Origin of the sequence: Acinetobacter sp. WCHA55, from assembly GCF_002165305.2 — a bacterium.
Taxonomy (GTDB): domain Bacteria; phylum Pseudomonadota; class Gammaproteobacteria; order Pseudomonadales; family Moraxellaceae; genus Acinetobacter.
Genome location: NZ_CP032286.1, coordinates 2642646 through 2661252 on the forward strand (window position 1 = coordinate 2642646; position 18607 = coordinate 2661252).

Here is an 18607-nt window from a genome sequence, read left to right on the forward strand (position 1 = left end):
GATGAAAAAATACCTCCTTTTAGGTTTGTGTGTGGTCTTAGCTATTCCAGCTTTAGCTCTGACTGGCTCATTATTCTTCATGACTCGAGCAGATGCACAATCTATTCCTCCTAAAATTGAAGGTATATTCTGGCAAGTCGATCAAATCAGTCACCCATCTGGAAACTGGCATCTCTTGGGTATCGACACATTGGTGACTCAATGGAGTATTGTTGATGGACGTTCATTTTTTAAAGAAATTCCCACACAACAATGGGAGCATCAACCTAAATGGAGCTCAATTGCTGAACAACCTTGGGCAGATAAGGTTATTTTAGGTTTAGCTGGGAATTATCAGGAACCAGTAGCTCGTGAACATATAGACCAGCTTTTTTTACAATCCCAGCAAATAATCCATACTAAGCTGCCTGTACAACCTGCTGGTTATTATTTCCCAGTAGAAGCAGATCCAAGCTGGCATGGGGTTACCAATCTAGCACATCACATTTCTGCGCTTAAACGCCCAGTCTGGATTAGTATTTATAGTGCTGATCGTAAATCACCATTTTTACATTATTGGTTAGAAAGCTGGCTACCAGACAATGCTCAGGTTTTCTTTCAAGATGGTGTAGGAGTAGGAACGCGCAGTCCTGAAGAGGCGGCTCTCATTTATAAAAACCTTAAAAATGAGTTTGGTGAAAACCGCGTAGTAATTATTTTAGAGGCTTTTCGACCTAACCCCGATGGGAGTTTTCGTGCAGCTTATCCTTGGGAAATTGCAAAGCAACTGCAAGCTTATGCAGGACAACGAATATATATTTTTGATGGACCTCATTATTTAGATAAAGCCAGTGTATTCTGGCTTTATCTATGGATGAAGATCAACTACTAATTTATTCAGTTACTTTTAAGTCTTGTACTATTTGCTCAAGGATACGTTCTGAAGCGTGCCCATCACCAAAAGGATTTTCTACTTCTGCATGTTGTTGGTAATAGGCAGAGTCATCCATCAATTGAGAAAATGCTTTGATAATTTTGGCTTTATCTGTACCGACCAGTATCCCACAACCAGCTTCAACAACTTCAGGCCGTTCAGTTACGTCCCGTAGAATAAGTACAGGCTTCTGATAAGTTGGACTTTCTTCTTGGATGCCGCCCGAATCCGTCATAATAAAATGAGCTGCCTGCAATATTGCTAGTAAGTCTGGATAGTCCAAAGGTTTTAATAAATGGACTTGCGGGTGCTTCGCAAACTCTTTGTAGGCAATGTCATAAACCTGAGGATTAAGATGCACAGGCCAAGCGAAATGTAGCTCTGGGTAGCGTTGACATAATTCATTAATCACTGCACAGATATTCTGAATCCCCTCACCAAAGTTCTCTCGCCGATGTGCTGTCAACAAAACCAATTGATGCTGTCCTCTCAAATTCAGCCCTAATCTTTCTAATCTTTGTTGGGACTGCTGTGAAGAAGACTCTATCAAGTCACGCGCATCATAAATCGCATCAACGACCGTATTTCCTGTAATAAAAATGTGCTGTTTGGAAATATTCTCTTGGTATAAATTTTCTGCAGAAAGTTGAGTTGGTGCAAAATGCCAGCGCGCCAAACGTGAAACCAACTGCCGATTCCCTTCTTCTGGAAAAGGATGCATCAAGTCAAAAGAACGCAATCCCGCTTCAACATGTGCCAAATGAATATTTAGATTAAAAGCCACCAGAGCACCAGCCAATACGGTTGTCGTATCGCCTTGAACCACAATCACATCACATTTCGGCATTTCACTAAAGACCTGATCGAGCTCGTTCAGCGCCTTACTTAATAAAATATTTAAACTTTTTCCAGGTTGCATAATTTGCAAATGATGATCAATTTCAATCTGAAAAAACTCAATTGCATCTTGTACCAACTCCAAATGCTGGCCTGTGAATACAACATTTACCTCAAAACGTGAATCTTGCCTAGCTTTTAAAATTACAGGAGCCAACTTAATCAGCTCAGGGCGTGTACCAAAAATAAAAGAAAGATAAATCGGCATCGTTAAAAGCTCCAGTAATAGGTCAGTTCAACTCGTGTGTTATCAAAAGTTCTTTTCCCTGACACAGGTGCCCCATTGATATATTTGCCATACATCTGCTCGACACGTAATTTGATAGGAAAATTTTCAGGTTGCCATGCAATTCCTGGCCCAAGCTCGGCCAAATTGTTATAAAACTCATTATTAGAGTCATTAATAGTGTGAAATTTTAAATAGGCCTGCACATTACCGAAATGATCACGATTCATATTCCAACCTGTGCGTAAGCGAAAATCACCAATTACGTTGTAATCTTCACGGGAATAGCTCGCAGCATTACCATATAGTTCAGCAAAATATTGATTTTGATTCTGCTTTGGTGTGTGCGTGGTTTCCGTATTGTGCCAATACCATTCCTGATAGCCCGCTAGACCAAAGTTAATGCTTTCTCTGAATTTATCCCGATTTAAATCAATCAGGTCATAACTTCCCCCTACTTCCAAATATAAATAAATTGGCCATTCCCAAGGACGATAATTCGCTCCAACACCTAAAATCGCGGCATTCTGATCAATGATTTCAGGACGGGCTCCACCTGTTGAACGTGTATCACGGTTGACATTAGCAAAACCATAAACCTGCCCACGGTTTTCTTCTCCCCAATAGCGCCCATACCGTAGTTTTAGAGGCAAGATAGCGGTGTCGTAACGACCTTCAAAAGAAGGCGAAAAGTAAATATCTGAGAAACTTGTTTTAGGTGAACTGCTTTCAGTTCCACTCAAATTCTTTACTGCTTGCTGAGCTTTCTCAACAGTTTCTGGATTTGAAGACTGTTGTAACCTTTTAAATATTTCTAAAGCTTCTGGATTACGCTGTGCAGCATTTAACAAATAAGCTTTTTGTAGTAATAATTCTTCATCTTCTGGGTTAAGCGCCAAAGCACGATCTATGTAAGTTAAAGCTTGGATATTATTTTTTTTTCGCAATTCTAAATATGCCCATGTTTTCCAAACTTTCGGATCTTGAGGGGTTTTCATGCTTAATTTTTGTAAAATCTCATTCGCTTGTTCTAAGTCATTATTTTCTATTAGATAATATTCACTCCATAAAGCATATACTTCAGGCATAACTTCTACTTGAGCATGTAGAGAGGCACTCACAACCAACACACAAGCACTTGAAACTATATGTAAATTCTTCATTCTAAATAGTAAATTAGCAGTCTTTAGAGTAATATATCAGCAATTTTTTTTTAAGTTCGAGATAGTTAATATTGGTTACCAAACTACATATATTCTTTATAAAAAAGAACTTCAAAAATCATAAAATTTCAACTAAACAAACAACCATCATTCACATATTATCTTTAAATGATACAAAGAAATTAAAAAATATCTACCATTATTAAATAAAAAATATTTTATTCTATTTTTAAATTATATTAACCCTGTATTACATATAGATTAGAAGTTCAATTATACTTTTATTTACCCATCCTAATGATTAAATTAAAATTAATTTTAAATAGCTTTGTTGCACAAACTTATCATTACAGGTTTATACAGCAATATAATTCCCAAACGAATAAATCTACACCTAAAATCTACCAGATAACGAATTGGTCTTCTGATATAGCAGTATACTGCGCAAGATTAATAAATCGAGGAAATATATCGATTTGGTTTGATCCAAAGACTCGATGGTATGCACAATCACAAGGCAAACCAAGTTGAAATCAAATCTACTCCGATACAGCAATTCAATGTTGCTTAATGATTAAATCTCTCTTTCGACTCTCTCTAAGGATGGTTACAGGCTTTGTCCAAAGTCTGATTAAACTTTGCGGATTAGACTGAATGGCCCCGAATATCAGTGATATTCGTTCTCGATGCTTTGCAGAAGACAAAAGCAGATTGATATTGCGATCAGCTATCAAAAAAGTAGTGATGGGCTTCACCTATTAGAGGACTCGACTGGTTTGAAGCTTTTTAGGTGAAGGTGAATGGAAACGTAAGAAACGACATCCTGAATATCGTTGGCAATGGCGTAAATACATATTGGTATAGATGCTAGAACTCTAGAAATACGAGTTGTTCAGCTCAGAACGAATCATGTGAGTGATTCGCCAGACCCTGTTGATTTACTTGATCAAATCCCGTTGGATGAACAGATTGATTCAGCTTATACAGACGGGGCTATGACATCAAAACAATGCCGTCAGGTCATTGCATATCTGCAAGCACATGCAGTGATTCCACCTAGAAAAAATGCAAAGCCTCGGAAAGACAAGCAAGCGAGATCTATAGAAATGAATTACTAAAAACGGTCAAACGTTTAGGGAGAACGAATTGGAAAAAATGGTCTGGCTATCATCGCCGAATTTTGGTCGAAACCAAGATGCATTGCATTAAATTATTGAGCGATAAACTCTGCTCAAGAAACTTTGGGAGCCAAGTCAATGAAATTCATACACGTGTAGCAGTCCTCAACAGATTTACGCCATTAGGCCGACCTCACACCTAAGTTATAACTTAAATCTTAGCAACTTAGGAAAACTTTAACTTTAATGACTTTATGCAACAAAGCCGTTTTTAAATATTAAATAAGAGATTTTATGTTTAATCTTAGGCTGATGGGAGTATCGAAAAATATTTAGCGAAAACAAAAAGCCTGACTTAATTTCAGGCTTTTTATCGTAATTAGTTTAAAGCAACTTGAATACTTATCTATTTAGGAAAAACAAAAGATGCGATTAAACGTGCTCCCCACCCTTTAGGGCTTGAGTCAGTATCTTCAATCCAATATCTAGCACTACCACCAACACTGATTATTTGACCATTAAGATTGATCATTTTCGTTAGCGTTAAATTGACTGGGACAGTAGCATCTTCTGTATTCCAATCGTAGGTTGATTCTGAGTTTAACCCTACTGTTAGACTGCTTGGATAGGTGTAGCTTAAAAATGGTTGTACATAGGTACTATTGGCATCTTCTACATGACCCTTATTCTCTACGCCCCAGATATGATTGGCTAAAGCCCCAAATGTCCAACCATGCATTTGCTTTAATACAACAAATGTTGGACCTGCACCATATTGATCTGCCCCGAGAGATTTCTCGGAAGCAGTTGGGAATAAAAGTACTGGACCGATTCCCCAAGTTAAACCAGTCGATTGGGAAGGAGAGAAGAATAAACTTTGTGTGATATCTCCGACTCCCCAATCATCATCTCGGTTTGATTCACCATAGATCTGATAATTCACGGGTACAATTGTTCTAGAGATTAAGTTCCAATCTTCATTTAATTTAATTGGAATTACGGGTTGGATATTTAGTTGATAACGTTCAGTTTCTTCATCTGCACCAATATTTTGATCATAGTTAAATTGGAAAGGTACACTGACTAAGTCAGCCACTGGATTGGCTTTGTTGCATAAAGCCCTTAAAGATAGAGCTTTCCTAAGTTGCTCAAATTTAAGTGACAACTTGGGTATGAGGTCGGCCTAATTCTGTAAATCTATTTAAAATGGCTATACGAGCATGTACCTCGTTGACTTGGCTTTGAAAGTTCCTAGCACTGAGTTTATCGCCTAATAATTTGATGCAGTGCATCTTGGTTTCAACCAGACTTCGCTGATGGTAGCCCGACCATTTTTTCCATAGTGTCCTGCCTAAACGTTTAACAGTGCGAAGTAATTCATTTCGCTCTAGCGAATGAACTTTTTTATCTTTCCAAGGCTTGGCATTTTTTCTAGGTGGAATCACTGCATGTGCTTGCCGATCTGCAATGACCTGTCGGCATTGCTTGGTGTCATAAGCGCCATCGGTATATACGGAGTCAATCTGCTCATCCAATGGAATCTGATTGAGTAAATCCCCAAGCACCTGTGAATCACTTACATTGTTGGTCGTGAGCTGAACGGCTCGTATTTGCAGGGTTCTAGCATCTATACCAATATGAAGTTTACACCATTGGCGACGATATTCAGACTGATGCTTTTTACGTTTCCATTCACCTTCGCCCAAAAACTTTAAGCCAGTAGAGTCTACGAGTAGATGAAGCCCATCACTGTTTTTCTGATAACTAATTGCAATATCAATATGCTTTTGTCTTCTACAAAGCGTACTGTAATCTGGTGCTGTCCAATCTAATCCACAAAGTTTAATTAAGCTTTGAACAAAGCCAGTGACCATGCGTAAAGTAAGTCTAAATAGAGATTTGATCATCAAACAGCATTGAATCGCTATGTCGGAGTAGGTTTGACTTCGACCTTGTTTGCCTTGAGGTTCTGCATACCATTGTGTTTTTGGATCGAACCAAATGGCAATATTCCCACGATTAATGAGAGCTCGGTTATATGCGGGCCAATTGGTTGTGCGGTAGATTTTGTGTGTAGGCTTCTTCATTTGGAAATTATATTGCTGAAGAAGCCCTTAAGAACAGCTTTGTGCAACAAAGCCTAACAGCATTAAGAGCACCACAAAATATTACAATATAACATATCACTTCTTGGATATTCTTTTTTGATGTATCATTCTTTTAGACACATTCAGGGATAAGGTAATGTTTGAAATTATTGATGATTTAAAAAATAAGTTAGATCAGCATCGCCCCCTATCACCTACAATGGTAAAAAATTTACAAGAAGACCTTATTGTACGATGGACGTATCATTCCAATGCTATTGAAGGGAATACACTTACTCTATTAGAAACCAAAGTTGTGCTAGAAGGTATAACTGTCGGAGGAAAGGCATTAAGAGAGCACTTCGAGGCAATTAACCATAGAAATGCCATTTATTACGTTAAGGACATTATTAGAAAAGAAGAACCATTTTCTGAATGGCAAATTCGTAATATCCATCAACTTATTTTAAAAAATATTGATGATGACAATGCAGGGCGATATCGCCAACAAAATGTATTGATTTCTGGTGCTACAACCACCCCTCCTGACTATACATTTCTAAATGACAAAATGGCTCAGCTAGTTGATTGGTATAATAGCGAAAGCCATACATTACACCCAATTGAACGTGCAGCCAAAGTACATGCTGATTTCGTTGGTATTCATCCCTTTATTGATGGTAATGGCCGTACATCACGTCTACTAATGAACTTAGAACTAATGAAAGCTGGTTATCCACCATGCGTGATTACTGTAGAGAATCGTTTGGCTTACTATGAAGCATTGGATAAATGGATGGCTTATGGAAAGACTGAGCCTTTTATTCAATTGGTAGCTGATGCTGTATTGGATGGGTTTAAGCCATATCAAATGGTTTTAGGAATTTAGAGTTACTCCAATTTACATGTTTCTTTATTTGTACTGCTGCTAAGGACATTTTAGTTTATTAGAGCCTTGTTGCCTAAAGATGTTCTCAAAAAATTGTTCAGCAATATAATTTCAGAATGAAGAAGCCTACACATAGAACCGATCATACAAAGAATTGACCTTACCACAACCCTACCTTTATTAACTTATTCAATAAATTCAATAAATTCAATAAATTCAATAAATTCAATAAATTCAATAAATTCAATAAATTCAATGAACTATACAAAAAACCCAACTTATCTTAAATATTGATGGTTTAGGCAAGCCTCAGCTTTTGAGTATTTTTTGCAACAAAGCAGAACGCTAATAAAAATATTCTAAATAACATTTCACATAAAATTCACTATCAGATACATACTCTTTAATTGGAAGTAGAACGCTGAAATTTATAACTGCAAAAAATTCAGCCGATGCTTTTAAGATAGGTTAAGTAAATTGTATCAAATATAAATTTATATAGGTGTATTCTTCCGTGGCTATAGAATTTGTTTCCAAATCAAAATTACCTACTGCGTTTGGCGATTTTGAAATTATAGCATTTCAAGATAAACGTAGTGGAGAAGAACATATCGCTCTTGCTAAAGGGATGAATACTATTTCTAATCAACCCATACTCCTTAGAATTCATTCAGAATGCTTAACAGGAGATGCTTTTGGATCACTCAAATGTGATTGTGGTCCACAATTACACTCAACCATGAAAATGATTAATGACGCAGGTCAAGGAGTCATTTTATACTTACGCCAAGAAGGCCGTGGCATAGGACTAACCAATAAAATTCGAGCCTATGCACTTCAAGACCAAGGACATGATACCCTTGATGCTAATTTATTATTAAATCTGCCAGCAGATGCTCGCAAGTATGATATGTGTACCATTATGCTCGATTATTTAAAAATAAAGAATGTAAAACTCATTACAAACAATCCATTTAAAATCAAATCCTTGACCGATTTAGGAATTAATGTTGTTGAACGTATTTCTTTAAAAGTTGGCTTAAATAGCTTTAACAAAGCTTATCTAGAGACAAAGCAAAAACGTATGTCACATCTGTATGATAATAGTGATTTTTAAAAAGTGATCACTTTCAGTAAAAATCCACATAAAAAGTTCCATCTCCCCCACGGGAGAAGGCCAAGATAAAAAATTGTTTTATATTCAATTATGGTTTTAAAAGAAGATTTATGAAAGGTGCCTGACTATTCTTTATTTTGTCTCAGTATCTGTGCAAAAACCGTCACTTTTTCTAAAGTCGCATTCATTCCCTTATTAAAAAAATTATTGACAAGCGCTGAGCCAATGATAATAAGATCTACTTTATTGGCTAATGCTTTAACGTTGTTTTCATTTTTGATCCCAAAGCCAATTGCAACAGGAATATTAAAAATAGGCTTAATTTCAGCAATCTTTTTCTCAAGATTAGACAGATTGAAGTCTCCTCCTGTTAAACCATTTTCTGCAACATGATATAAAAAACCTGTCGCGCGCGCTGAGATTTGCTCTAACTTTTCAACTGGGGTCGTCGGCGCGGTCATTGCAATTAAATGCATATTTTTTTCATTTAACTGCACTTCGAATTTTTCTCGATATCCATATGGAGCATCTAAAATCAATATTCCATCTATAAGATTTTCTGTTTCGGCGACAAGTGTCCCGAAACCATATTGCATAATCGGATTTAAATAAGTCATAAAAATTATTGGTGTCTGATCATCATGTAGCCTGATTGCTTTTACCAACTCAATGGTCTGTTTTACCGTTTGGCCGGAACTTAGTGCTCTAAGATGTGCTGCCTGAATGATCTCTCCATCTGCCACTGGATCTGAAAATGGAATGCCGACTTCAATAATGTCAGCTCCAGCTTGCCCCAATTGACTTAACAAACGACAACTTTCTGCAAAATTAGGATCCCCAGCAGTAAAATAACAGACCAGACCACTTCGATTTTCCAGTTTCAATTGCTCTAATTTTTGATCTAGACGGTTCATGCTGTAGCTCCTGCAAGATATTTTTTGACCGTGTTTAAGTCTTTGTCACCTCTGCCGCTTAAATTGACAATAATGCTCTGTTCTGGCAGCATTTCTTGAGCAAGTTGAATCGCATACGCAAGCGCATGAGAACTCTCAAGAGCAGGAATAATGCCCTCCTGTTGGCTTAAAAGCTGAAATGCATTTACAGCGTCTTGATCGGTTATAGCCGTATATGTCACACGTCCTGTTTCAAACAGAAGGCCATGTTCAGGGCCGACACCAGGATAATCTAAGCCAGCTGATATAGAGTGCCCCTCTAAAATCTGTCCATCTAAATCTTGTAATAAATAGGTTAAATTACCATGTAGCACACCGACTTGACCTTTGCAAATAGAGGCCGCATGTTCACCGCTATTGGTTCCTTTTCCACCTGCCTCAACGCCAAACATTTTGACATTCAGGTCTTCTAGAAAAGGATGCATCACCCCTAATGCGTTTGATCCACCACCAACGCAAGCAACTAAAGCATCAGGCAGTTTATTTTCTTTGAGGAGTATTTGGTTTCTGGCTTCTAGACCAATAATTTTTTGAAATTCTCTGACCATGATGGGATATGGATGAGGACCTGCACCAGTACCCAACAGATAATAGGTTGTATCAATATGACTAATCCAGTCACGTAATGCTTCGTTCATCGCATCTTTTAAAGTCCTACGACCTTTTTGAACACTTCTGACTTCAGCACCGAGTAATTTCATGCGTTCAACATTCACTTGTTGGCGCTGAATGTCTGTTTCTCCCATAAAAATGGTACATTTCATCTTAAACAGTGCACAAACAGTTGCTGTTGCAACACCATGTTGTCCAGCACCAGTTTCTGCAATGACTCTAGTTTTCCCCATAAATTTGGCTAATAAGATTTGCCCAACACAATTATTGATTTTATGCGCACCCGTATGGTTCAAATCTTCTCGCTTGAGATATATTCGAGCCCCTCCCGCATAAGCTGTTAGGTTTTTTGCATAAAAAAGAGGACTAGGACGACCAACAAAGTCCGTTAAAATCTGCTGATATTCAGCCCAAAATTCAGGTTTGTGCCGAACAGTATTAAAGGCTTGCTCTAATTCTCGAAGTGCTGGCATTAAGCTCTCTGGCATGTAAGATCCGCCAAATTTGCCAAAAAATCCCAAGTCATCAGGACCATTACCTGTATAAGGGGTTGTCATCTCATATCTCTTTTACTATCAAAACTTGTTTGATCTTAAAATATTTTCATTTTTCTGATAATTGATATATTTTGGGCTTATGGTGTTAGAAAATTTTACAACATGAAACACAGAACATTACCTCCCCTTAATGCTTTAAAAGCATTCGAGGCAGTCGCCAGAAATAAAAGTTTCAGCTTAGCTGCGGAAGAATTGTGTGTCACCCATAGCGCGATTAGCCACCAAATAAAGCAGTTAGAAGAATGGTTGGATAAAAAATTGTTTATTCGACATTCCTCTACCATCTCTCTGACAAAGGATGCAGAAGAATTATCTCTAGTTTGTACGCATCTTTTTAATCGTTTAGAACAATGTGTCTTTGAGTTAACAAATAAAACGTCAGAGGTAGAGGTGGTAATAGGTGCTTCTCATAGTTTTATGGCAAATTGGCTGATTCCTCGATTAGAAAAGCTCGAAGTCATTTATCCCAATATCCATATCAAATTAATGACATGTAATGACTTAAAATTGTTAGAAAAAGAGAAAGTTGACATATTTATCAATAGCATCAGTGAGCATCATCTACTTCCCAACTTTTTGAATAAATATCTGTTATTTCCCGATAACATGGGTCCTATTTGTAATCGTGAAATAAATCTTCCTCATTCCGTAAATGATCTTTTAAACTATCCATTACTTCATACCCACTCAAATAAAAGTGCATGGCATACATGGTTTAATCAGTCCAAAATTAATTTTTCCCCAAAAGCGAATGATCGTTATTTTGATAGACTCAATTTAATGATAGAAGCGGCTGTATCTGGGTTAGGAATTGCCATAGCCCCTCAAATTCTAATAGAAAAAGAAATATTAAATGGAAGAGTGATTGCACCTTTTGGTTTTATCTATTGTGACTATAATTTTTATGCAATGGTCAGAAAAAATAATGAAAATCGTGATGTCATGAATATCATTCATTGGTTAATGGCTGGAGAAAAAGGTTAAAAATTATTTTTTGTTTTAAAAATTCGATTCAATGTACTGTCTTTAGCATCTATCTTCACATTCTATTCACTTCAGCTTATCTAAAGTGAGAGGATAAACTGTGAAGATGGACAGTGAACATGAATCAAGTCAAAACGTTAATGGCAATTGCCTTATCCTTACCAGTGCTTTTCCTATCAGGATGTACAAGTGTTCCTCGTTATTCCTCTGATTACGCAAATGCCAGAGCGAGTATTCAGGGAATACCCTTAGATGATGCAAAAGCACTAGAAATCGGGACCCGCTTCACTTCGGCATTTAATACCTTGGGCACACCTAAATTCGTTGAAAATGCTGGAGCACTTTATGCAGATCAGCTTTTTATTAACGATACTCTGTCGCAATTTTCATCGCGTAAAAAACTGCTTGAACATTTTCAGGGTATGAACCAGCGGGTGAGTAATGTAACTGTCAGTCTATTAAATACTTCATATTATCAAGACTCAGCCTATGTACATTGGCATATGGTTTATGATTTTAAAATGTTCGGGAAGACACGAACAATGGATTCTTTTGGAATCAGTGAAATAAAAGTCAACCCAAACCATCAGATTATTTTCCAACAAGACTTCTGGGATCCGGCCAATGGTTTGTATCGTTCTTTGCCTTATGTAGGAGGAATCTATTCATGGGTACTGCCTTTCAAAAAGTAGCCATAACCACTGTACTGATGCTTGGGAGTTTCGATTCGTGGGCGAATGCACAGACCTTAAATAAATGTGGTAATGGCCCACTAATGGTGGGACAAAAACAGGTCGGTGTGGCCAGTTACTTTGCGCAAAACTGTAATCAGCCTTGGCAAGGCCAAAACATGCAGATGGATTTTACCTATACGCAGAATATTCCAGAATGGGCATTCAAACGCGCAGCCACACATCTACTTCAACGTAATATCAAAGATCAAAAGATTCAGGCGGTTTTCAATCCAATCACCGATCTGTATCGTCCAGTGAACTCCGGAGATCTATACCAACTAAAGTATATTCACGCCACACACACATTAAGCCTATACTTAAACCAGAAAATGCAGGGACAACTCCAGAACCCATTAGCCCAGCAATATTTTAATATATGGCTAGGTCCTCAGCCATTTAGTGCTAAATTAAAACAGCAATTAATAAAGTAGTCTCTACAGTTATGTCTAAACATTTTATTTTGATGGTTGAAGATCATTATGAACTGGCATCTACCTTAGGCGAGTTTCTAGAAGAGCATGGTTTTGTGGTCGATCATGCTCGAAACTTAAATGCTGCGCGCCAATTGCTCAAGCAGCAACGCTATCATATTTTACTTTTAGATATTAACTTACCTGATGGTTCGGGTTATGAACTATGCGAATGGCTACGAAATAAAGAAGGTATGGACCTCCCTGTTCTGATGCTCACCGCACGCGATACGTTGAATGACAAACTCAAAGGTTTCAATTCAGGCACGGATGATTATCTAGTCAAGCCCTTTGACTTTAATGAGCTGGTGGTTCGAGTCAAAGCTTTGATCAAGCGCTCACTGGGTGAAGTCTCCTCTGGCCGTCTTCAAATTCATGATCTGATTCTGGATCCGGCAACACAGCAACTGACTCGTGCAGGACAACCCATTGATCTACCTCCCATTCAGTTCAAACTGCTCAAACTACTGATGCGTCATTCGCCTAAAGTTCTAACTAAACAGGAAATTATGATAGAGCTTTGGGGGGATGAAGAGCCTGAAAGCGATGCCCTACGTAGTCATATTTATAATTTGCGTAAAATGGTCGATAAGCCTTTTGAGAAAAAGCTAATTCATACCATATCTGGTGTAGGGTTAAAGATCACTTTAGAAGCTGAAGCTTTCGAATCCCAATCTTAATTTAAATACACGACGACAATCAGTCCAGTCGTCATTGCCAGATCAACATCCTGATGGGTATTGAGATAATACTGCCGATCAAACAATTCCACCCGCCAGCCAAGCTGCTTGCACAACTTCTGTACCAATTGCAGTCCAATGCCATGACCTTTGATTTCTAATTTCAATTGCTGCCCCGACAGTTCTTGCACCTTTGAGTTATTCGGTAAAGGAATGCCGACACCATTATCTGCAATCAATACTGTATTTTTTTGCAGAATCACATCAATTTCTGTGCCTTGTGAATAATTCAGTGCATTCCGCAAAATATTGCCAAATACCATTTTGGTCATCGACGGGTAAAGTTTACGTGGCTGTTCGTTTAGATCTTTTTGAAAATTTATCCGCATGCCTTTGTTATAGCTAACACTATCCAGATCCTGAACTAGATTTTCCAGACATTTTGAAAGAATAGTCGATTCATCGGTTAAAGTATTGGTGGCATTGCGGGCGATAGCCAGTAGTGTGTCCACTAATAGTTGCATGTCTTCAATGGTGTTGTTCAAGCGAGTAAATGATTTATTGTCCCCATAGCGTGCCTGACACAACTGCACATTGCCTTTTAATATGGTAAGTGGTGTGCGAAGCTCATGACTGACATCACCAGTAAATTCACGTTCACGCTGAATAAACTCGCTTAATACCTGATGATATTTTTCTAATGCCTGCTTCAGATATTCCGCTTCCAGATTTGAATCAGTCCTGATGTCATGAAACGGTGAAGCCTGATTTTTATAATCTTCCCAATCAATATGTTCCAGTGCATTGGCAAGCCTGGTAATGGGAGAAAAATAGCGCCGGGCACGACGGTTCCACCACCATAACATACTATAAAGTACAAACAAGCTGACCATCAGTGGTGCCAGACCAAACAGCCAGACCAGTTTATTGACATTGCTTTCGCCAAAGACCAACAGGACATGCTGCCCATATTTTTCGCCATAAACGGTCATGCGTTCCTTACCATCGACAAAATGCCGATTCACCCCTTGCTCAAGTGACATATTCTTAAATTGGGAGGGTGGCACAGTGTTCCAGCGGTAACCATACAGGTTTTTGGTATCAGGCAATTCTGCGGCAGGATTACGTTCTAATCGCAGCCAGTAGTGTGACATTTCCTGTTCTAGCGCCGTTCTGAGCAAAGAACCTTTAATCACCCAAGCACTGAAGCCAATACCAATTACCACAGACAGGGCAATGAATCCGATTTGCAGCCAGTAGTAGCGGTTAAACACCTCACCCAAAGGATGATCACGTTTGTCCCTAAACAGCTTTAACATTGATGCATTCCCCGCTAGCCCATCCCACTGTTCAATTATACGGCTTTCTTCTTTAACAGAAAGTGGCCAATGACCCACTCGCGTCCATGGTCATAACCAAATAGCTCGGCACAAGCCATAAAGAAAATCCGCCAGCGCTGCCACCAGATTGCGGCATCCGCGCCATAAGTTTTTTCAAATAAGGGCTTTAGCTCGGACTGTTTACCATCCATATTTTCTAGCCAAGCGTTTGCCGTACGTTCATATTGCGTACCCGCCCATTGCCAATGCTGTTCTAATTGCAAATGCTGCTGAAAATGTAGGAAAGTTGAGGCTGCTGGCATCAAACCACCACTGAAGAAATATTGCGACATCCAATCAAACTCATTTTTGACTTCAAACGGGTAATGCAAGAAACGATGACAGAAAATATGACACCACAATAAGCCATCTGGTTTGAGCCAAATACTGATATTTTCAAACAGTTTCTGGTAGTTGCGTACATGCTCAAACATCTCCACCGAAACCACACGAGCGAATGACGCAGGTTCAAGTTGCAACACATTGACATCACAAGTGATCACATTAAGGTTGTCCAGTTTTTTTAAATGGGCTTGTTCCTGGATATACTCGCGCTGTGTTGAAGAATTTGACACGACTGTAATACGGGCCGTTGGATAATGCTCGGCCATATATAGACTTAAAGAACCCCAACCGCAGCCAATTTCCAAAATATCCTGCCCGTCTTTCAGTTGTGCTCGCTGGCAATAGCATGCAAGGGCAGCTTCTTCGGCTTGATCTAGCGTCGTATCGGCATGTTCAAAGAGACTCGCACTATATTTCAAATGCTTACCGAGTACTGCCTGAAAAAATGCGGTCGGCAGTTCATAATGCTGCTCATTGGCTTTGTCTGTCTCAATGGCAATTTCGCTGTTTTTCAGCATGGTCAGCACATCCATATAGCGCTGCGCTGCCAATGCAGGGTCAAACCGACCTTCTTGTGCCAAACGTTTTTTGCTCAAGATTTTAATACCAGCACGAATCACTGGGTCTGGCACCTTGCCATTTTCGATCAGTTCTAAGGTTTTTTGAATCATAAAGTCCATGTATTTACCTACTCTTTGGGTGGCCACGGAATAAACATTGAAGTTCGTCGTTGATAGTCTTTATAGTTGTCACCACGGTGGGCGAGCGCTTGTATTTCACTAAATGGAATACCTGTAAAGTAGTACAGGAATAGCCACATCAGCAGTGGATAAATCCATAATTCATAGCATCCTACGGCCAGACCGAGCACTGGATAGGCAAACCAATGTAGCCATTCAAAAAAATAATTCGGATGGCGCGAATATTTCCACAAGCCCTGATCCAGGGTTTTACCTTGATTCTGTGGATCTAGCTTAAAATGGTAAAGTTGCTGATCTGCAGTGCTTTCACCTATCAAAGCCGAGAGCATGATCATACCCCCCACAATAACAGTGACCAAAGTCCAGTCATTCCATTGCTCGGTCGAGATACTTAACAACTTCAGCATTGGGTAAGAAAACAGTAGAGCCAAACCTGCCTGAAATATAAAAAACACCAGAAAACCGAAATGCTGATAACCTCCCATCGCTCGGCGCATGTTGGCATAACGCGTGTCTTCTTGAGTTTCGTTGGCATAGCGCCGTAACAGATGCCAAGTCAGCCGGGAAAACCAGATTCCACTCGCCAGTCCCAGAAATAACCGAACCAACAGCGGCGCACTGTCAATCGCCCAAGCTGCAATAATCACATTGAGGGCAATACTGAAACTCCAAGCCACATCGACCAGCCCTGCTCTGCGGTTATAGGTCACCAACACCCAGCCACAGAGCATGATGAAGACATTGAGCAAAAATAAATCTAGCAGCATGTCGCCCTCCTGTTTTATGTCTGCTTAGTAAGCACTGGCTTCAAACAGCAAATGAACATCACTGATCACACCTTCCCTAAAACCACCTTCGCAATAACACAGATAAAAATCCCACATGCGGATAAAGCGCTCATCAAAACCAAGTTGCAGTACTTGATCACGCTGCTCCAGAAAACGCTGGCGCCAACACTTCAGGGTTTGTGCATAGCTTTGACCAATATCTTCCAGATGTTTGAGACGAAGTTTTTGCTCAGAAGCCGTTTGCGTCATCACACTGATACATGGAATAAAACTACCGGGGAAAATATAACGCTTAATGTAATCTACCGTATTTAAAGCTTTAACATAGCGTGCATCTTCAATCGTAATCGCCTGTATCAAGGCTAGACCATTCGGCTTGAGGAGTTCGCGGCATTTTCGGAAATAAGTTGGTAAATATTGCTCACCGACTGCTTCAATCATTTCAATAGACACCAATTTGTCGTATTTACCCTCGAGTAAACGGTAGTCCTGAAGCTGTACAGACACCCGATGACACAGCCCTGCTTCAGCAACTCGGGCGAGTGCTTCATCGTACTGAGCTTTGGAAATGGTAATGGTGGTCACCTTACAGCCATAATGCTGAGCCGCATAAATGGCAAAGCCTCCCCAGCCGCTGCCAATTTCAACCAAATGGTCCATCGGTTGCAATTGAAGTTTTTGGCAGATCAGTTCTTTTTTATAATCTGAAGCTTGTTCCAAGCTCATACAGGGTTCTTTAAACACCGCACTGGAATACATCATGCTGGAATCTAAGAACAATTTAAAAAAATCATTGCTCAAGTCATAATGCTCAGCAATATTCTGACGACTACCATCAATCGAATTCTTGCGGGATTTATACCAAGCCTTGAGTACCAACTGGCTAGCTTTTGCCACTACATTTTGATTCATCCGATCAAGCACATCTCGATTACGTGCTAGAATACGAATTACGTTGACCAGATCTTCACTGCTCCAGTAACCACGAATAAAGCCTTCTGCTGCCCCCAGTACACCATTACGGAACAGCAAATCGATAAGGCGTTCGTCGTGAACTTGAATTACTGCATGCAAATCACTATAGTTTTCCCCAACCAGACCGTTCCAGATACCTTTAAATATCAACTGACCATGACGCAATTTCAGCATATGGCGTAGGACTATCGGCAGTTCGGTATGCTCTCCCATTAACAATGTTTTCATAGTCATGTCTTTCCTTTTTCTTTTTTAGGATGCCGATAAAACGGAATTTTCTTTTTCCATAAGCGCAAAGCATGTAGATAAATCCCGCTCACCATCCTAAAGGGCTCAAGAACTTTTAATACAGCATATCGATGTTGCTGTGAAGGAAGTGTGATGGCTTGCAGCTTAAATTTCATGGTGGCATCAAATTGCAATATTTCTTGTTCAAACAACTGCATATGAATCACATTTTGCTGTTCTGAAAAGCTAAAACGCCAACGGTAATCCAGTGACATCGGCATGAATGGTGACACATGAAAGGCCTTTTTAAAGTCAAACTGGTGGCTCTGGTAAGGCGCATGTTCAGTTACATTGTGCCGACAATCGTGAATGTACACCTGACGTTCATTCCACGGTGTATTGGTGATTTCACTCAGTATAAAAATCAGTTGATCGGTCGTATCAAAGATCAAATAAAACACCACAGAATTAAAACGAAAACCCAGTGTGCGTGGTAAAGCCAGTACACGAATAGATGCAGCATGTGGTAAATAATAGTTTTCGTGCTTGATCAGTAACCGTGCAACTTTCTGCCGAATCGAGCCATATTCCATGTTCAGAAAATCCCGCTCATCCAAGGTCAGGAAATTCCAGCGGCTAGAGGACCAGAACCAAGATTTTTGGGTAAACGTTGCCAGTTGATCCGGATCAAAGCATAAATAGCTAAGCTTCAACTCAAAAGCATGCGATTTGGGCAAATAGCGACGATGACGAATTTCGGTAGAAGCGATAGCCAGTGGATACATTTGCAT

18 protein-coding genes and 1 pseudogene are annotated in these 18607 nt (G+C 39.3%); 8 read left to right on the forward strand and 11 right to left on the reverse strand.

Annotation, left to right across the window (positions count from 1 at the left end):
• Position 1: 1 nt before the first annotated feature.
• On the forward strand, positions 2 to 871 hold the full coding sequence (locus CDG62_RS15505) for a hypothetical protein (RefSeq protein ID WP_087528862.1): 870 nt from the start codon (positions 2 to 4) through the stop codon (positions 869 to 871).
• 1 nt (position 872) lies between these two features.
• Here CDG62_RS15505 and wecB read toward each other — a convergent pair whose 3' ends face one another.
• Positions 873 to 2018 (reverse strand): non-hydrolyzing UDP-N-acetylglucosamine 2-epimerase, encoded by a 1146-nt coding sequence (gene wecB, locus CDG62_RS15510; RefSeq protein ID WP_087528863.1) that lies wholly within the window; start codon positions 2016 to 2018, stop codon positions 873 to 875.
• Between the two features lie 2 nt (positions 2019 to 2020).
• Positions 2021 to 3199, reverse strand: coding sequence for a tetratricopeptide repeat protein (locus tag CDG62_RS15515; protein WP_171405720.1), 1179 nt, complete (start codon positions 3197 to 3199; stop codon positions 2021 to 2023).
• 357 nt (positions 3200 to 3556) lie between these two features.
• Here CDG62_RS15515 and CDG62_RS15520 point away from each other — a divergent pair.
• Positions 3557 to 4520: pseudogene (locus CDG62_RS15520) on the forward strand (IS5 family transposase).
• 203 nt (positions 4521 to 4723) lie between these two features.
• On the opposite strand, the gene CDG62_RS15525 reads toward CDG62_RS15520, so the two are convergent.
• Both CDG62_RS15525 and CDG62_RS15530 read right to left on the reverse strand, forming a co-directional pair.
• Positions 4724 to 5413: a transporter gene (locus tag CDG62_RS15525; protein ID WP_213070681.1), complete on the reverse strand. Its 690-nt coding sequence runs from the start codon at positions 5411 to 5413 to the stop codon at positions 4724 to 4726.
• A gap of 58 nt (positions 5414 to 5471) precedes the next feature.
• On the reverse strand, positions 5472 to 6404 hold the full coding sequence (locus CDG62_RS15530; protein WP_087528927.1) for an IS5 family transposase: 933 nt from the start codon (positions 6402 to 6404) through the stop codon (positions 5472 to 5474).
• A 157-nt stretch (positions 6405 to 6561) separates the two neighbouring features.
• Here CDG62_RS15530 and CDG62_RS15535 point away from each other — a divergent pair, with 157 nt between their 5' ends.
• Entirely contained in the window at positions 6562 to 7293 is a 732-nt protein-coding gene (locus CDG62_RS15535) for a Fic family protein (RefSeq protein WP_087528791.1), read from the forward strand.
• A 514-nt stretch (positions 7294 to 7807) separates the two neighbouring features.
• A complete protein-coding gene (ribA, locus tag CDG62_RS15540; RefSeq protein WP_087528790.1) occupies positions 7808 to 8410 on the forward strand; it encodes a GTP cyclohydrolase II in 603 nt (200 codons plus the stop codon).
• A gap of 125 nt (positions 8411 to 8535) precedes the next feature.
• Here ribA and trpA read toward each other — a convergent pair whose 3' ends face one another.
• Positions 8536 to 9324 (reverse strand): tryptophan synthase subunit alpha, encoded by a 789-nt coding sequence (gene trpA, locus CDG62_RS15545; protein WP_087528789.1) that lies wholly within the window; start codon positions 9322 to 9324, stop codon positions 8536 to 8538.
• The gene (gene trpB / locus CDG62_RS15550; protein ID WP_087528788.1) at positions 9321 to 10532 is read right to left on the reverse strand and encodes a tryptophan synthase subunit beta; all 1212 of its coding nucleotides are present in this window, start codon (positions 10530 to 10532) and stop codon (positions 9321 to 9323) included. The genes trpA and trpB overlap by 4 nt, the downstream gene beginning before the upstream one ends.
• Before the next feature lie 102 nt (positions 10533 to 10634).
• On the opposite strand from trpB, the gene CDG62_RS15555 reads away from it, so the two are divergent.
• The 4 genes from CDG62_RS15555 to CDG62_RS15570 all read left to right on the forward strand — a co-directional run bounded on the left by CDG62_RS15555 (position 10635) and on the right by CDG62_RS15570 (position 13400).
• Positions 10635 to 11516, forward strand: a complete 882-nt coding sequence (locus CDG62_RS15555) for a LysR family transcriptional regulator (RefSeq protein WP_087528787.1) — start codon at positions 10635 to 10637, stop codon at positions 11514 to 11516.
• 119 nt (positions 11517 to 11635) lie between these two features.
• On the forward strand, positions 11636 to 12208 hold the full coding sequence (locus CDG62_RS15560) for a nuclear transport factor 2 family protein (protein WP_087528786.1): 573 nt from the start codon (positions 11636 to 11638) through the stop codon (positions 12206 to 12208).
• Positions 12184 to 12681 carry a chalcone isomerase family protein gene (locus CDG62_RS15565; RefSeq protein WP_087528785.1) on the forward strand — a complete coding sequence of 166 codons (498 nt, stop codon included), beginning with the start codon at positions 12184 to 12186 and terminating at the stop codon, positions 12679 to 12681. Before CDG62_RS15560 ends, CDG62_RS15565 begins: the two co-directional genes overlap by 25 nt.
• An 11-nt stretch (positions 12682 to 12692) precedes the next feature.
• Positions 12693 to 13400: a response regulator transcription factor gene (locus CDG62_RS15570; protein ID WP_087528784.1), complete on the forward strand. Its 708-nt coding sequence runs from the start codon at positions 12693 to 12695 to the stop codon at positions 13398 to 13400.
• On the opposite strand, the gene CDG62_RS15575 is transcribed toward CDG62_RS15570, so the two are convergent.
• Genes CDG62_RS15575 through CDG62_RS15595 form a run of 5 tightly spaced genes read right to left on the reverse strand, consistent with a single transcriptional unit; the run spans position 13397 to position 18607 of the window.
• Positions 13397 to 14719 (reverse strand): sensor histidine kinase, encoded by a 1323-nt coding sequence (locus CDG62_RS15575; protein WP_087528783.1) that lies wholly within the window; start codon positions 14717 to 14719, stop codon positions 13397 to 13399. The genes CDG62_RS15570 and CDG62_RS15575 overlap by 4 nt on opposite strands.
• Before the next feature lie 35 nt (positions 14720 to 14754).
• Positions 14755 to 15804, reverse strand: coding sequence for an SAM-dependent methyltransferase (locus CDG62_RS15580; RefSeq protein WP_087528782.1), 1050 nt, complete (start codon positions 15802 to 15804; stop codon positions 14755 to 14757).
• Positions 15805 to 15812: 8 nt separating this feature from the next.
• Positions 15813 to 16592: a DUF1295 domain-containing protein gene (locus CDG62_RS15585; protein WP_087528781.1), complete on the reverse strand. Its 780-nt coding sequence runs from the start codon at positions 16590 to 16592 to the stop codon at positions 15813 to 15815.
• A gap of 24 nt (positions 16593 to 16616) precedes the next feature.
• Complete coding sequence (locus tag CDG62_RS15590) at positions 16617 to 17822, reverse strand: SAM-dependent methyltransferase (protein ID WP_087528780.1); 1206 nt, start codon at positions 17820 to 17822, stop codon at positions 16617 to 16619.
• The gene (locus CDG62_RS15595; protein WP_087528779.1) at positions 17819 to 18607 is read right to left on the reverse strand and encodes a DUF1365 domain-containing protein; all 789 of its coding nucleotides are present in this window, start codon (positions 18605 to 18607) and stop codon (positions 17819 to 17821) included. Before CDG62_RS15595 ends, CDG62_RS15590 begins: the two co-directional genes overlap by 4 nt.

Excerpts from the sequence above, each read along its gene's own strand:
- CDG62_RS15505 (WP_087528862.1), top strand. The coding sequence starts at position 2 with ATGAAAAAATACCTCCTTTTAGGTTTGTGTGTGGTCTTAGCTATTCCA.
- wecB (WP_087528863.1), bottom strand. The coding sequence starts at position 2,018 with ATGCCGATTTATCTTTCTTTTATTTTTGGTACACGCCCTGAGCTGATT.
- CDG62_RS15515 (WP_171405720.1), bottom strand. The coding sequence starts at position 3,199 with ATGAAGAATTTACATATAGTTTCAAGTGCTTGTGTGTTGGTTGTGAGT.
- CDG62_RS15530 (WP_087528927.1), bottom strand. The coding sequence starts at position 6,404 with ATGAAGAAGCCTACACACAAAATCTACCGCACAACCAATTGGCCCGCA.
- CDG62_RS15535 (WP_087528791.1), top strand. The coding sequence starts at position 6,562 with ATGTTTGAAATTATTGATGATTTAAAAAATAAGTTAGATCAGCATCGC.
- trpA (WP_087528789.1), bottom strand. The coding sequence starts at position 9,324 with ATGAACCGTCTAGATCAAAAATTAGAGCAATTGAAACTGGAAAATCGA.
- trpB (WP_087528788.1), bottom strand. The coding sequence starts at position 10,532 with ATGACAACCCCTTATACAGGTAATGGTCCTGATGACTTGGGATTTTTT.
- CDG62_RS15555 (WP_087528787.1), top strand. The coding sequence starts at position 10,635 with ATGAAACACAGAACATTACCTCCCCTTAATGCTTTAAAAGCATTCGAG.
- CDG62_RS15560 (WP_087528786.1), top strand. The coding sequence starts at position 11,636 with ATGAATCAAGTCAAAACGTTAATGGCAATTGCCTTATCCTTACCAGTG.
- CDG62_RS15565 (WP_087528785.1), top strand. The coding sequence starts at position 12,184 with ATGGGTACTGCCTTTCAAAAAGTAGCCATAACCACTGTACTGATGCTT.
- CDG62_RS15570 (WP_087528784.1), top strand. The coding sequence starts at position 12,693 with ATGTCTAAACATTTTATTTTGATGGTTGAAGATCATTATGAACTGGCA.
- CDG62_RS15575 (WP_087528783.1), bottom strand. The coding sequence starts at position 14,719 with ATGTTAAAGCTGTTTAGGGACAAACGTGATCATCCTTTGGGTGAGGTG.
- CDG62_RS15580 (WP_087528782.1), bottom strand. The coding sequence starts at position 15,804 with ATGGACTTTATGATTCAAAAAACCTTAGAACTGATCGAAAATGGCAAG.
- CDG62_RS15585 (WP_087528781.1), bottom strand. The coding sequence starts at position 16,592 with ATGCTGCTAGATTTATTTTTGCTCAATGTCTTCATCATGCTCTGTGGC.
- CDG62_RS15590 (WP_087528780.1), bottom strand. The coding sequence starts at position 17,822 with ATGACTATGAAAACATTGTTAATGGGAGAGCATACCGAACTGCCGATA.
- CDG62_RS15595 (WP_087528779.1), bottom strand. The coding sequence starts at position 18,607 with ATGCAAATGTATCCACTGGCTATCGCTTCTACCGAAATTCGTCATCGT.